The organism is Neobacillus muris (assembly GCF_943193175.1).
In the GTDB taxonomy this organism is placed as follows: domain Bacteria; phylum Bacillota; class Bacilli; order Bacillales; family Cytobacillaceae; genus Neobacillus; species Neobacillus muris.
Window position 1 is genome coordinate 87728 of sequence record NZ_CALPDF010000002.1, and the last position, 13349, is coordinate 101076.

The 13349-nt window shown below is 41.3% G+C and carries 13 protein-coding genes; all 13 read left to right on the forward strand.

Features of this window, described 5'->3' with window-relative positions; genetic code table 11:
• Positions 1 to 157 precede the first annotated feature (157 nt).
• The 13 genes from NFS43_RS01835 to ftsZ all read left to right on the forward strand — a co-directional run bounded on the left by NFS43_RS01835 (position 158) and on the right by ftsZ (position 13256).
• Positions 158 to 1618 (forward strand): UDP-N-acetylmuramoyl-L-alanyl-D-glutamate--2,6-diaminopimelate ligase, encoded by a 1461-nt coding sequence (locus NFS43_RS01835; protein WP_251549242.1) that lies wholly within the window; start codon positions 158 to 160, stop codon positions 1616 to 1618.
• A gap of 2 nt (positions 1619 to 1620) precedes the next feature.
• The gene (locus NFS43_RS01840; RefSeq protein ID WP_251549061.1) at positions 1621 to 2067 is read left to right on the forward strand and encodes a hypothetical protein; all 447 of its coding nucleotides are present in this window, start codon (positions 1621 to 1623) and stop codon (positions 2065 to 2067) included.
• A 1-nt stretch (position 2068) separates the two neighbouring features.
• Positions 2069 to 3043, forward strand: a complete 975-nt coding sequence (gene mraY, locus NFS43_RS01845; protein WP_251549062.1) for a phospho-N-acetylmuramoyl-pentapeptide-transferase — start codon at positions 2069 to 2071, stop codon at positions 3041 to 3043.
• A complete protein-coding gene (gene murD, locus NFS43_RS01850) occupies positions 3044 to 4396 on the forward strand; it encodes a UDP-N-acetylmuramoyl-L-alanine--D-glutamate ligase (protein WP_251549063.1) in 1353 nt (450 codons plus the stop codon).
• 113 nt (positions 4397 to 4509) lie between these two features.
• Entirely contained in the window at positions 4510 to 5610 is a 1101-nt protein-coding gene (gene spoVE / locus NFS43_RS01855) for a stage V sporulation protein E (RefSeq protein ID WP_251549064.1), read from the forward strand.
• Between the two features lie 138 nt (positions 5611 to 5748).
• Positions 5749 to 6852 (forward strand): undecaprenyldiphospho-muramoylpentapeptide beta-N-acetylglucosaminyltransferase, encoded by a 1104-nt coding sequence (gene murG / locus NFS43_RS01860; RefSeq protein ID WP_251549065.1) that lies wholly within the window; start codon positions 5749 to 5751, stop codon positions 6850 to 6852.
• 64 nt (positions 6853 to 6916) lie between these two features.
• On the forward strand, positions 6917 to 7825 hold the full coding sequence (gene murB / locus NFS43_RS01865) for a UDP-N-acetylmuramate dehydrogenase (RefSeq protein WP_251549066.1): 909 nt from the start codon (positions 6917 to 6919) through the stop codon (positions 7823 to 7825).
• Between the two features lie 224 nt (positions 7826 to 8049).
• On the forward strand, positions 8050 to 8841 hold the full coding sequence (locus tag NFS43_RS01870) for a cell division protein FtsQ/DivIB (protein WP_251549067.1): 792 nt from the start codon (positions 8050 to 8052) through the stop codon (positions 8839 to 8841).
• Entirely contained in the window at positions 8825 to 9526 is a 702-nt protein-coding gene (locus tag NFS43_RS01875; protein ID WP_251549068.1) for a DUF881 domain-containing protein, read from the forward strand. The genes NFS43_RS01870 and NFS43_RS01875 overlap by 17 nt, the downstream gene beginning before the upstream one ends.
• 36 nt (positions 9527 to 9562) lie before the next feature.
• On the forward strand, positions 9563 to 10294 hold the full coding sequence (locus tag NFS43_RS01880; RefSeq protein WP_251549069.1) for a DUF881 domain-containing protein: 732 nt from the start codon (positions 9563 to 9565) through the stop codon (positions 10292 to 10294).
• The gene (locus NFS43_RS01885) at positions 10294 to 10656 is read left to right on the forward strand and encodes a small basic family protein (RefSeq protein WP_251549070.1); all 363 of its coding nucleotides are present in this window, start codon (positions 10294 to 10296) and stop codon (positions 10654 to 10656) included. Before NFS43_RS01880 ends, NFS43_RS01885 begins: the two co-directional genes overlap by 1 nt.
• A 116-nt stretch (positions 10657 to 10772) precedes the next feature.
• Complete coding sequence (ftsA, locus tag NFS43_RS01890; RefSeq protein ID WP_251549071.1) at positions 10773 to 12068, forward strand: cell division protein FtsA; 1296 nt, start codon at positions 10773 to 10775, stop codon at positions 12066 to 12068.
• A gap of 45 nt (positions 12069 to 12113) precedes the next feature.
• Positions 12114 to 13256: a cell division protein FtsZ gene (ftsZ, locus tag NFS43_RS01895; RefSeq protein WP_251549072.1), complete on the forward strand. Its 1143-nt coding sequence runs from the start codon at positions 12114 to 12116 to the stop codon at positions 13254 to 13256.
• The last annotated feature ends 93 nt before the right edge of the window (positions 13257 to 13349 follow it).

Below are 13349 nucleotides of genomic sequence, written 5' to 3' on the forward strand. Positions count from 1 at the left end.
CCTCCATAGAAGCGTGCCTTTTTTGCAAATCCTCATAAATGTCAATAGCAAAAATATTTGTTTTCATGTAAAATAAGGTGAAACTTCGTCAGGAACCTGACTAAGAAACTATATTTGCAAAAAAAGATGTATGGTCATGAGAGGATTTGAGATTAACATGAAGCTTAAACAGCTGCTAAAGTCATTACATCCGTTAATTCCATTTTCGGGTTCAGACCCTGAAATTACGTCAATTGAAAATGATAATCGGAAAGTAAAACCTGGGAGTTTGTTTATTTGCATTAAAGGCTACACTGTAGACGGCCATGATTTTGCTGGATCAGCTGTGCAAAATGGTGCGGCTGCCATTTTGGCAGAACGGCCATTGCCCCTTAATGTGCCGGTTGTCATTGTAAATGATACGGCTAGAGCAATGGCAGTTCTGGCTGATGCCTTTTATGGACAGCCCACTAAACAATTGAGTCTGATTGGAATTACAGGAACGAATGGAAAAACAACCACCAGTCACATGATTGAAAAAATATTTTTTGATCAAGGACAAAAAACTGGATTAATCGGGACAATGTATACGAAAATTGCCGGTATGACAGTTGAAACAAAAAATACAACCCCAGAAAGCTTAACGCTGCAAAAAACTTTTCATCAGATGGTGGAGGAGGGGGTTCAAACAGCAGTGATGGAGGTATCCTCACATGCCTTGGACTTAGGAAGGGTCCATGGCTGTGATTATGATGTTGCTGTTTTTACAAATTTAACCCAAGACCATCTTGATTACCATAAAACCATGGAAGAATACCGTCGGGCAAAAAGCCTGCTGTTTGCTCAGCTTGGCAACACCTTTGACCATAACAACCCGAAATTTGCTGTTTTAAATGCAGATGACTCTGCTTCGGAAATGTTTAAAAGGGCCACTGCCGCCCATATTGTTACCTATGGCATTGAAAATAAAGCAGACATCCGTGCAGAAAACGTTGAGATGTCCCCATCCGGCACGCGGTTTGATATTGTGATAGGCGGGGAAAAATACCCGATCAATATCAAGCTTATTGGGATATTCAGTATATATAATGTTTTGGCAAGCATTTCAGCCGCCATTGTGTCGGGAATTGCAATAAAGGATATCATTGCATCACTCGAAGAATTAGAAGGTATTGCGGGCAGGTTTGAACTTGTTCAAGCTGGCCAAGACTTTACGGTCATCGTGGATTATGCCCATACACCTGACAGCCTTGAAAATGTCTTAAATACGGTAAGGCAATTCGCTAAAAAAAGAGTATTTGTCGTTGTTGGATGCGGCGGGGACAGGGACCGGACAAAACGGCCGTTAATGGCCCAAATCGCCTGCCGTTTGGCGACAGATCCGGTTTTTACATCGGATAACCCGAGAAGTGAGGATCCGCTTGCTATTTTGAAGGAAATGGAAGCAGGTGTTCAAGGAAAATCCTATCAAGTGATCCCCGACAGGAAAGAAGCCATCACGTGGGCGGTCAATCAAGCGTCAGCTGGCGATTGTATATTAATTGCCGGAAAAGGGCATGAAACCTATCAAATAATTGGCACTGCGGTACATGATTTTGATGACCGGCTGGTTGCCCGCAAGGCAATTGAGGAGAGATAAGAATGCTGTTATCTGTTAAGGACTTAGCGGAACTATTTCCTAATAAGCAAGGCGTCGAAGATGAAATTTGGATTCATGAAGTATGTGACCAAGCTTCTGTTCTCCAAGGGAGAGGGCTATTTGTGCCGCTTGAGAATTCAGGGGAACTTTCCGAGGCGATTGCAAATGGGGCAGTGGCAGTTATCTGGGATAAAAATACACAGCTCCCCCGTTATACGCCCAATCATTTTCCAGTGTTTTATACTGATAATTTGGGATTAGCGGTAACAACAATACTGGAGCATTATATTGAAAAATTAAATGGAGAAATAGACAAGAACATGAGTATTACGAACTTTAAAATTTCAGATAAAAAACTTCTTAAAAAAAATCGGCAGACATATGATATTGCTGTAATGCATAATGTGATTACGGAACAGCAGGAAAATAATGAGAGAAGGAGGGGATAACATGCTGGAGCAAGTTATTTTTTTCACAATTATAATGGCATTTTTAATTTCGGTATTACTTTCTCCGATCTTTATCCCCTTCTTGAGAAGGTTGAAATTTGGACAAAGCATCAGGGAAGAAGGTCCTAAATCACACCAAAAAAAATCTGGAACACCGACGATGGGCGGAATCATGATCTTATTTTCCGTTGTTATTACCACCATTGTCATGACAGGAAAATTCTCGGAACCAACAGTGAAAACTTATTTGCTTTTGCTTGTAACCATAGGGTTCGGTTTGCTGGGCTTTTTGGATGATTTTATTAAAGTGGCTCTGAAGCGAAATCTTGGATTGACATCAAAGCAAAAACTATTGGGACAAATCATTATTTCGGTCATTTTTTATCTTGTGTATAAACAAAGCGGCTTTTCAACTGAAATTAGCATCCCCTTTACGAATAGCACCATCGAACTAGGATGGTTTTTCGTCGTGTTTATTGTGTTTTGGCTTGTGGGCTTTTCCAATGCGGTTAATCTCACAGATGGATTGGATGGTCTGGTATCTGGTACGGCAGCTATCGCCTTTGGTGCATTTGCTGTACTTGCATGGAATCAATCACAGATGGAAATTTCCATCTTTTCCGTATCAGTAGTTGGAGCAGTGCTGGGATTCTTAGTATTTAATGCCCATCCTGCCAAAGTGTTTATGGGGGATACGGGCTCACTTGCATTAGGCGGAGCGATTGCCGCTATTTCGATCTTGACGAAACTTGAAATTTTACTTATTATCATCGGCGGAGTTTTTGTTATTGAAACGTTATCCGTTATTCTTCAGGTGGCATCCTTTAAAACTACTGGCAAACGGATTTTTCGCATGAGCCCCTTGCACCATCACTATGAGTTAGCGGGCTGGTCGGAATGGCGGGTGGTTGTAACCTTTTGGAGTGTCGGATTAATTTTTGCTATTCTAGGAATCTATATCGAGGTGTGGTTGTAATTGAAGCAGATTGAGTCTTATCGTCATAAAAAAATTCTTGTATTGGGTTTAGCAAAAAGCGGGGTTACTGCCGCTGCACTTCTTCATAAGCTTGGAGCATTTGTTACGGTGAATGATTGGAAACCATTCTCTGAAAATCCTGAGGCCCAGGATTTATTAGAGCAAGGGATAAAGGTTATTTGCGGAGAGCACCCTGTGGAACTTCTTGATGAGGGGTTTGAGCTGATCGTTAAAAACCCGGGAATCCCGTATAACAACCCGATGATTGAAGGTGCAATGGAACGGGAGATTCCTGTTATAACAGAGGTAGAGCTTGCCTATGAAATTTCAGAGGCCCCTTTTATTGGGATCACTGGAACGAACGGGAAAACAACGACGACAACATTGATTTTTGAAATGCTAAATGCGGGAAAGAAAGCCCCGTTAATTGCCGGCAATATTGGAACGGTTGCATCTGGAGTTGCCCAGACCGCTGAAAAAGACAATACAATTGTTATAGAATTGTCCTCCTTCCAGCTTATGGGGATTCAATCATTTAATCCGAAAATCGCTATTATTACCAATATTTATGATGCCCATTTGGATTATCATGGGACAAAGGCTGAATATATTAGCGCGAAGTCAAATATCACCAAAAATCAAACGGAAGCGGAATATTTAATCGTCAATGCTGACCAGGAAGAAACAATGAATATAGCTGGAACTTCCAAGGCAACGATTATTCCTTTCTCGACGAAAAAGGCGGTGCCCGAGGGAGCCTATATTTCTGATGGATGGATATGGTTTAAGGATGAAAAGGTTATGCAAATAGAAAAAATTGCATTGCCGGGGGTACATAACCTAGAAAATATTTTATCTGCCATGGCGGCTGCTAAACTATCTGGTGTAGAGAATAATGCCATCCAAGAAGTTCTTGAGTCGTTTACTGGAGTTAAACATCGGCTCCAGTTTGTGACTGAAATAAGTGGAAGAAAATTCTATAATGACTCAAAAGCTACTAATATTTTGGCAGCTGCAAACGCCCTTAAGGCCTTTGATGCACCGGTGGTTTTGCTTGCCGGAGGCCTTGACCGTGGGAACGAGTTTGATGAGCTAATTCCATTTTTAAAGAATGTAAAAGCATTAATTACATTTGGGCAGACAGCTGAGAAGCTTGAGCGGATCGGTGCAGAAGCGGGAATAAATGTGATAAAGCGTGTCGATAATGTTGAAAAGGCCGTGCCGGCTGCCTATGGTTTTTCTGAACCGGGTGACGTTATCCTGTTATCTCCTGCCTGTGCAAGCTGGGATCAGTATAAAAGTTTTGAGGTAAGGGGAGACATTTTTATCGAAGCCGTGCATAAGCTTAAGTAAGGGCTTGTCCATTGAAGAGCGGGAAGCGCACATAACGCTTGCGCTAGACAATTTCAGAAGCAGAATCATGCTTCGGGTATCAGGCCCTAAAACTCGCAGTTGAGGTGTTTACGGTGCCGACAAAGAAAACGACTCCTGACTTTATTTTAATGATTGTAACATTTACACTCCTGGCAGTAGGCCTTATTATGGTTTATAGTGCAAGCGCAGTTTGGGCAGAATATAAATTTCAGGATTCCTTTTTCTTTGCCAAAAGGCAAACTTTATTTGCCGGTGTTGGAATTCTCGCCATGTTCTTTATTATGAATATTAACTACTGGACATGGAGGACCTGGTCAAAAACGATTTTAATTGTCTGTTTTGTTTTATTGGTCTTGGTATTAGTCCCAGGCATTGGAAATGTTCGAAATGGTTCAAGAAGCTGGATTGGTGTAGGTGCTTTTTCCATTCAGCCCTCTGAGTTTATGAAGCTTGCGATGATTGCTTTCTTGGCAAAATTTTTATCTGAGCAGCAAAAGCATATTACCTCCTTTAAAAAAGGACTCGTTCCTTCTTTGGGACTTGCATTTTTTGCATTTGCCATGATTATGCTTCAGCCGGATTTAGGGACGGGGACCGTCATGATGGGCACTTGTGTCGTGATGATTTTTATAGCAGGAGCCAGGATCAGCCATTTTGTTTTCTTAGGCCTGTTAGGCTTGGCTGGGTTTGTTGGTCTGATTATTTCAGCACCATACCGGATGAAACGGATTACATCATTTTTAGATCCATGGTCTGATCCTTTAGGCAGCGGGTTTCAAATCATTCAATCCCTTTATGCTATTGGACCAGGGGGACTGTTCGGACTCGGTCTTGGTGAAAGCCGGCAAAAGTTTTTTTATCTGCCGGAGCCGCAGACGGATTTTATTTTTGCCATTTTGTCTGAAGAATTAGGGTTCATTGGCGGTTCGTTTATTCTCCTATTGTTTGCTTTGCTGCTATGGAGAGGAATCCGGATTGCCTTAGGGGCCCCTGATTTGTATGGCAGTTTTTTGGCGGTTGGAATTATTGCGATGGTCGCGATACAAGTGATGATCAATATTGGCGTTGTAACGGGGCTGATGCCGGTTACGGGGATAACCCTTCCGTTTTTAAGCTATGGAGGCTCATCACTGACTCTAATGTTGATGGCTATCGGTGTTCTGCTTAATATAAGCCGTTATTCTAGATATTGACAACCCTGACCCGTAAGCAGGGTTCTTTTTTGTTAAAAAAATTTGGTTCATTACATTTCAATAACATTCTTTTATCATTGGGTTTATTTCATATATTTTTATAGTAGAATGTGTTTAGAACTTTTCTGAGGTGAGAAGATGAAGATAGCAGTCAGCGGCGGAGGTACAGGGGGACATATATACCCTGCTCTTGCGCTTATAAGGGAGATTCAAAAAGACAATAAGGATGCCGAATTTTTATACATAGGTACAAAAAATGGGCTGGAAAGCAAAATTGTCCCGCATGAAAACGTACCGTTTAAATCCATATATATTACTGGGTTCAAAAGGAAGCTTTCTTTTGAAAATGTCAAAACGGTCCTGAGGTTTCTTAAAGGCGTTCGGGACAGCAAGCGAATCCTTAAGGAGTTTCAGCCGGATATTGTCATTGGAACGGGCGGCTATGTATGTGGCCCGGTTGTATATGCAGCCTCCAAGCTCAATATTCCAACCATTATTCACGAGCAAAATAGTGTGCCAGGGCTCACTAATAAATTCTTAAGCAGATACGTCAACAAAGTAGCTATCTGTTTTGAGGAAGCAAGGGAATATTTCCCTGAACAAAAGATTGCATTTACAGGGAATCCACGGGCTTCTGAGGTAGCAGGAAAGGATGGCATAAAGGGACTTCTTTCTGCGGGATTAACCACTACAATGCCAGCCGTGTTGATTTTTGGCGGCAGCCGAGGCGCGAAGCCTATAAATGAGGCGGTTGTAAAAGCATTACCAGAATTGGCTGGCAAACCGTATCAAGTTCTATATGTGACAGGGGATGTACACTTCGAGAATGTCAAAAAAGAAGTGGATCTAGTCGGAAATCCCAAAAATGTAGTGATTAAGCCATTTATTCACAATATGCCTGAAGTCCTTGCCGGCATTGATTTAGTTGTATCAAGGGCCGGGGCAACAACACTGGCTGAAATCACTTCATTAGGAATCCCCAGCATTTTGATTCCCAGCCCTTATGTTACAAATAACCATCAGGAAAAAAATGCCCGGTCACTAGGGGACCAAGGGGCAGCGGTTGTACTTTTAGAAAAAGATTTAACAAGCAATAGTTTGGTTAGCCAGATGGACTGGATTCTTTTGAACAAGAGCACGCTCCAGGAAATGAAGCAGAAATCCAAAAAAATGGGAGTCCCAGATTCAGCTGGCAGACTTTATAAGCTAATCGAAGAGGTTATAAGGGAAAAACAAAGGTAGCCCAACCTGAGTTATTAGCATAAACTAAAATCATACACACGATTGGAAAGTTGGGTGGTCAGGAATGGACAGTATCCTGAAAGAATTGCAGGGATTAAATATAGGAAAAGTAATGCAAAATGAGCCGATGAGTTCTCATACCACAATAAAGATTGGCGGGCCGGCAGAAATTTTCTTGGAACCTTCATCTGTTGAAAATTTGAAAAAAGCCATGGAGATTATCAATCGATTTCAAGTAAATTGGCGGGCGATTGGCAGGGGTTCAAATCTTTTAGTGTCGGATAAGGGGATTGATGGGGTTGTCATTAAACTCGGTTCCGGCATCAGTCATCTTGATGTATCGAATGAGGAAATTGCTGTTGGCGGCGGACATTCATTAGTCGCCTTATCCACATTGATTAGCAAAAAGGGACTTTCAGGTTTGGAATTCGCCAGCGGTATTCCTGGGTCGGTCGGGGGTGCTGTTTATATGAACGCGGGAGCACATGGATCGGATATCAGCAAAATCTTGACCAAAGCTTATATTTTGTTTGAAGACGGAACAATGGAATGGCTTACGAATGAGCAAATGGAGTTTTCATATAGAACGTCTATTCTGCAAAAAAAGCGTCCGGGAATTGTGGTAGAAGCAGTGTTTCAGCTTAAACAGGGCGACAAGGAAAGCATTGTGGCGCAAATGTTAAAAAATAAAGAATACAGAAAAGAAACCCAGCCATGGAACTTTCCATGTGCCGGCAGCATTTTCCGAAATCCACTCCCTCATTATGCAGGAAGGTTAATTGAACAAGCTGGATTAAAAGGGTATCGTATTGGCGGGGCAGAGATTTCCGAAATGCATGGGAATTTCATCGTTAATGCTGGAAATGGCACTGCAGCTGATGTTCTTGCCTTAATCGAGCATGTAAAAGAGACCATTTACAAACTCTACCATGTAACAATGGAAACGGAAGTGGAGATTATCGGCAGAAAGTAGCCGGATAACCTGATTTTATTCCTTAATTTGCAAAAGAAATTTCTTACGAATGACAAATATTGTGTTATAATAATCGATAATATTATAGGTGAAAATCCAACAGAAAATGAAAGACGGCATGATTTTTCATGCCGTTGTTTTCTCTTTCTTAGGCAGGACGACAGGGGTTTGGGGACAAGCCTTTTGCAAATGGAGCAGCTGCTTTTTATTTGGGGGAAATTAGAATGGATAAAAGTAAAATTGTTGCTCTTGAAGACCGAATACCAAAATTAAAGGAGCAGAGACGGAAGAAAGCCAATAAACGGCTAATTATATTGCTGTTTTTATTTTTTGCCATGATTGTAGTCATCGTTTATGCTCAATCACCATTAAGCCATATTAAAAAAATGGCTGTTAAAGGAAATCATGTTTATTCCAAAGAGGATATTATTGACCAATCTGGACTTTTAAAAGATACGAATATTTGGGAAGTGAAAAAAGCTGATGTTGCTTCCAAAATAAGTGAGCTTTCCGAAATTAAGAGTGCAAAGGTCAAAATTCAGCTGCCGAATACGGTATTGATTAATGTCAAAGAGTATAAACGGATTGCCTATTTGAAGCGGGATGAGTTTTATTTCCCAGTAATGGAAAATGGCAAAATCTTAATTGCGAAAAAGTTTGGACAAGCACCTGACAATGCGCCAATCCTGTTTAATTTTGATGAAGGGGACGTCCTTGATGAAATGATACAGGAATTGCAAAAGCTTCCGGCTGCCATTACAAATTCCATATCGGAAATACATCATACTCCGAAAAAAACCGATCAATACCATGTTTCTTTGTATATGAATGATGGATTTGAAGTTAGTGCCACCATTAGGAGCTTTTCTGAAAAAATGATTCATTATCCTTCCATCATCAGCCAGTTAGACCCAAATCAAAAGGGAATCATTGATTTAGAAGTAGGGTCTTATTTTAAGGCATTTGAAACGGAAGTGGAGGAAACTGAAGTTGAAAATAATGAAGGTGAAGGGTAATCATGTCATTTTATCCTTGGTCTGCCTTGTTCTTGGCTTTATTATGGCTTTTTCCTACCACTTGACTCAACTGGAAACGCAACAGGCAAAACCGGACATGACGGATAGCCAATATAAAGAAACGCTATCACTAAGAAATGAATTGATTGCACAAGAGGAAACGAATCGTAAACTGCAGAAGGAATTAAATCAAAAACAAGCCAAAGTGCAAAAAAATGAAAAAGAACTGGCTAAAGAGGCTGCTGATTTCAACAGCCTGGCTAAAGATGCGGAAAAATATCGAATGTTTCTAGGAAAAGTAAAGGTAAAAGGCAAAGGGGTTAAAATAACCCTTGCTGATGGCGCTTATGACCCCAATCAGGATAATGTGAACAACTATCTGGTTCACGAACACCATGTTTTTAAAGTGGTCAATGAACTCTACATATCTGGAGCATCTGCTGTGTCTATAAATGGCCAAAGGCTGACAAGCCGTTCTTATATTGTTTGCAATGGGCCAGTCATAACCGTCGATGGAGTGCCGCATCCTGCGCCATTTGTCATATCTGCGATTGGGGATCCTGATGTTCTGGCGTCTTCCATTAATCTTTCAGGCGGGGTAAAGGATCAGCTTGTAAATGACAATATTGTTTTTGCACTTGAAAAAGTGAATGAAATTGTCATGAATCCCGTCTTAGGGAACTAATGTCCACGGTATAGTAGAGAAGGTTGGGTGAATATAGTGGACAGACAAAAAATAACCTTGCGATTTACCATGATTTCGGCACTGATTGGGTTTATGATTGCCGTACAGTTTCAAACCGTCACAGAACCAAAGGTTAGGGATACTAGAGATATCTGGCAGCTCCGTGAAGCATTGCTGAAAGAAAAAGAATTGCACTATCAGCTTTTGACAGAAATCCGTTCATATGAAGATAAACTATCAGCCTATGAATCTGAGCGAGAACAAAGCAAGGAGAAGGCGTTAAGGGATACTTTTCAAGAATTAAAGATTGAAACAGGATTGACGGAAGTGACAGGTCCAGGCGTTACCTTGGATATTGAACCTGTCATCGAGGATATTAAGCTTGGCTATACACCGGCAGCAGCTGTTTCACCTGATCTGCTGAAAAGGCTGGTAAATGAACTTAACATGTACGAAGCAGAGTCCATATCCATTGATGGACAACGGATTATTAATACCACCGTTATCCGGGATATAAACTCAGAAACCAAAATAGATGGCCACATCATCAAGAGTCTTCCAATTGAAATTAAAGTAGTTGTGAAGGATTTGAATACGGCTGAAAAATTGTTTAACCGGATGAACGTCTCAAAAGCAAAAGATGAATTTTTTACAGAAAGCCTTAGGCTTACTGTCACCAAACCATCTGCAGAGATTGCCGTACCTGCATATGAAAATCCAATTCGGATCCGCTATATGGAGCCGGTTAAGGAAGGAGGCGGTTCCTGATGTGGCTGCCCGTCATTGGGCTTATGGTAGGAATCGTTCTTGGACTGCTCACGGAAATAAGAATTCCTGAAGAATATTCCAATTATTTGTCGATTGCTGTCTTGGCTGCTTTCGACACATTATTTGGAGGGATTCGGGCTTATTTGCAAAATATTTATGATGAAAAAGTTTTTGTATCAGGTTTCTTTTTTAATATTATTTTAGCTGCAAGTTTAGCTTTTCTCGGTGTCCATCTTGGTGTAGACTTGTATTTAGCAGCAATTTTTGCGTTTGGTGTCAGATTATTTCAGAATATTGCTGTAATTCGTCGAATTTTATTGGCAAAATGGTCAACGAACAAAGAAAAATTAGAAAAAAGTTAAATTTTTTAAAGGGAATCATTCAGTTGTGACGAATAATTTTATAATATATTACTAGGAAACTACCTGAACAAATTGATTGTTGTTCGACTGAAAGATATCAAAGGAGGTGCCAGAGAATGAACAGCAATGATATATATGTTAGCCTTGACATCGGTACATCCAGTGTAAAAGTTATCATTGGGGAAATGGTCAATGACTCAGGAAAAGGCTCGTTAAATATAATTGGCGTTGGAAACGTGGAATCTGAAGGCCTTCGCAAAGGATCCATTGTTGACATGGACGATACCGTTCATTCTATTAGAAGGGCAATTGAACAGGCAGAAAGAATGGTAGGTTTAGAGATTAATGAGGTGGTGGTCGGGATTCCCGGCCATAATGTAACCCTTCAGCCATGCCATGGGATTGTCGCTGTTTCCGGCCAAAACCGCGAGATTACAAATGAAGATGTCATTCGTGTAATTGAAGCGTCTTATGCTGGGGCCATTCCCCCTGAAAGAGTCAATATGGGAGTCATTCAAAAGCAATTTATTTTAGATGGCAAAGATGAAATTAACGACCCTCGCGGGATGATAGGTGTCCGTTTGGAAATGGAAGGTACACTTGTAACAGGGTCCAATGCCATTCTTGCAAATATTATCCGCTGCGTAGAACGAGCAGGCCTGAACTTTTCAGACATTATCCTTCAGCCGCTGGCCGCAGGAGATTATGCTTTGTCCAAGGATGAAAAAAACCTGGGAGCAGCTCTTCTGGATATCGGAGGAGGGTCTACCTCAATTGCCGTATTTGAAGATGGATATTTAAAAGCTACGAGTGTTATACCAGTTGGTGGAGACCTCATCACTAATGATCTCTCAAAAGTGCTGCACACTTCAACTGAGGATGCGGAAAATATAAAAATCAAATATGGACATGCCTTTTACGATCATGCATCAGAAGATGAGTTTTTTAGTGTACCTGTTATTGGCAGCGACCAACATCAACAATTTAATCAGCTTTATGTATCTGAAATCATTGAAGCGAGAATGGAAGAAATTTTTGAGTTAATTGCAAAGGAATTAAAACGCTTGGGTGTGACGGATTTGCCCGGGGGCTTTGTTTTAACCGGGGGTACTGCAAAAATGCAAGGGGTATTGGAACTGGCCCAAGATATATTTAAGAATCCAGTCCGCATTGCTCAGCCAGATTATATTGGCGTTAGGGAACCGCTATTTACGACAGCGGTTGGCTTAATAAAATATGCCTACAAGAATTCCAGATTGCCAGGGAGCGATTCCAGTTCGCAAGTTTCCGTCTCAGAACCGGTCGAAAAACGGGTGCAAAAGCAGCATCCGCCCAAGGCAAAACCAGAAAAGCATCCTGAAGAAAAAATGTCATCAAAAGTCAAAAAATTCCTGGGATACTTTTTCGAATAGAGGGATCTTTCGAAAAGGTAAAGTGACGAATTAGGAGGATTTTTCATGTTAGAATTTGATACGAATTTAGATTCGCTTGCAACGATAAAGGTGATCGGAGTTGGCGGCGGCGGCAATAATGCTGTCAACCGAATGATTGAGCACGGCGTTCAAGGGGTAGAGTTCATCGCAGTAAATACAGATGCTCAAGCGCTAAACCTTTCTAAAGCAGAAGTGAAAATGCAGATTGGCGCCAAATTGACCCGTGGTCTTGGAGCTGGTGCAAATCCAGAGGTGGGGAAAAAGGCAGCAGAGGAAAGCAAGGAGCAAATTGAGGAAGCTTTACGCGGGGCTGATATGGTGTTCGTTACAGCTGGAATGGGTGGCGGAACCGGTACTGGTGCTGCGCCTGTTATAGCTCAAATTGCCCGCAATCTCGGTGCTTTAACAGTAGGAGTTGTCACTAGGCCGTTTACTTTCGAAGGCAAAAAACGTTCCACACAGGCTCAAGGCGGAATTGGTTCCATGAAAGAAGCAGTAGATACATTAATCGTGATTCCAAACGACAGATTGCTTGAAATTGTGGATAAGAGCACTCCAATGCTCGAGGCATTCCGCGAAGCGGACAATGTTCTTCGCCAAGGTGTTCAAGGAATTTCTGACCTGATTGCCACACCTGGCCTGATTAACTTGGACTTTGCAGATGTAAAAACCATCATGTCCAACAAAGGCTCAGCCTTAATGGGAATTGGTGTTGCTTCCGGTGAAAACCGTGCTGCGGAAGCGGCAAAGAAAGCGATCAATTCACCACTATTGGAAACTTCTATCGATGGTGCCCAAGGGGTGTTAATGAATATTACTGGCGGTTCTAATTTAAGCCTTTATGAAGTCCAAGAAGCTGCTGATATCGTAGCTACTGCAACAGATCAAGAAGTGAATATGATTTTCGGATCTGTTATTAATGAAAGTTTAAAAGATGAAATCATTGTAACCGTAATTGCAACAGGCTTTAATGAAGAGGCTATTCAGCCAAAGCCTGTCCGTCCAACTTTTGGACAAGCTAAACCACAAAGCGGACAAGTTAAAAGAGAACCAAAGCGTGAAGAGGTCCAGCCGGAGCCAGCACGCCCAAATAACAATAACAACACTTATGCTGAGGAAACATTGGATATTCCAACGTTCTTACGAAATAGAAATCGCAGAAGATAAAAAAACATGACCCCAAAAGGGTCATGTTTTTTTATATCAAAATTTGTATCGGGCTAACCTGCAAGGCCTTCTCCCCTTTTCATTGACAAATTA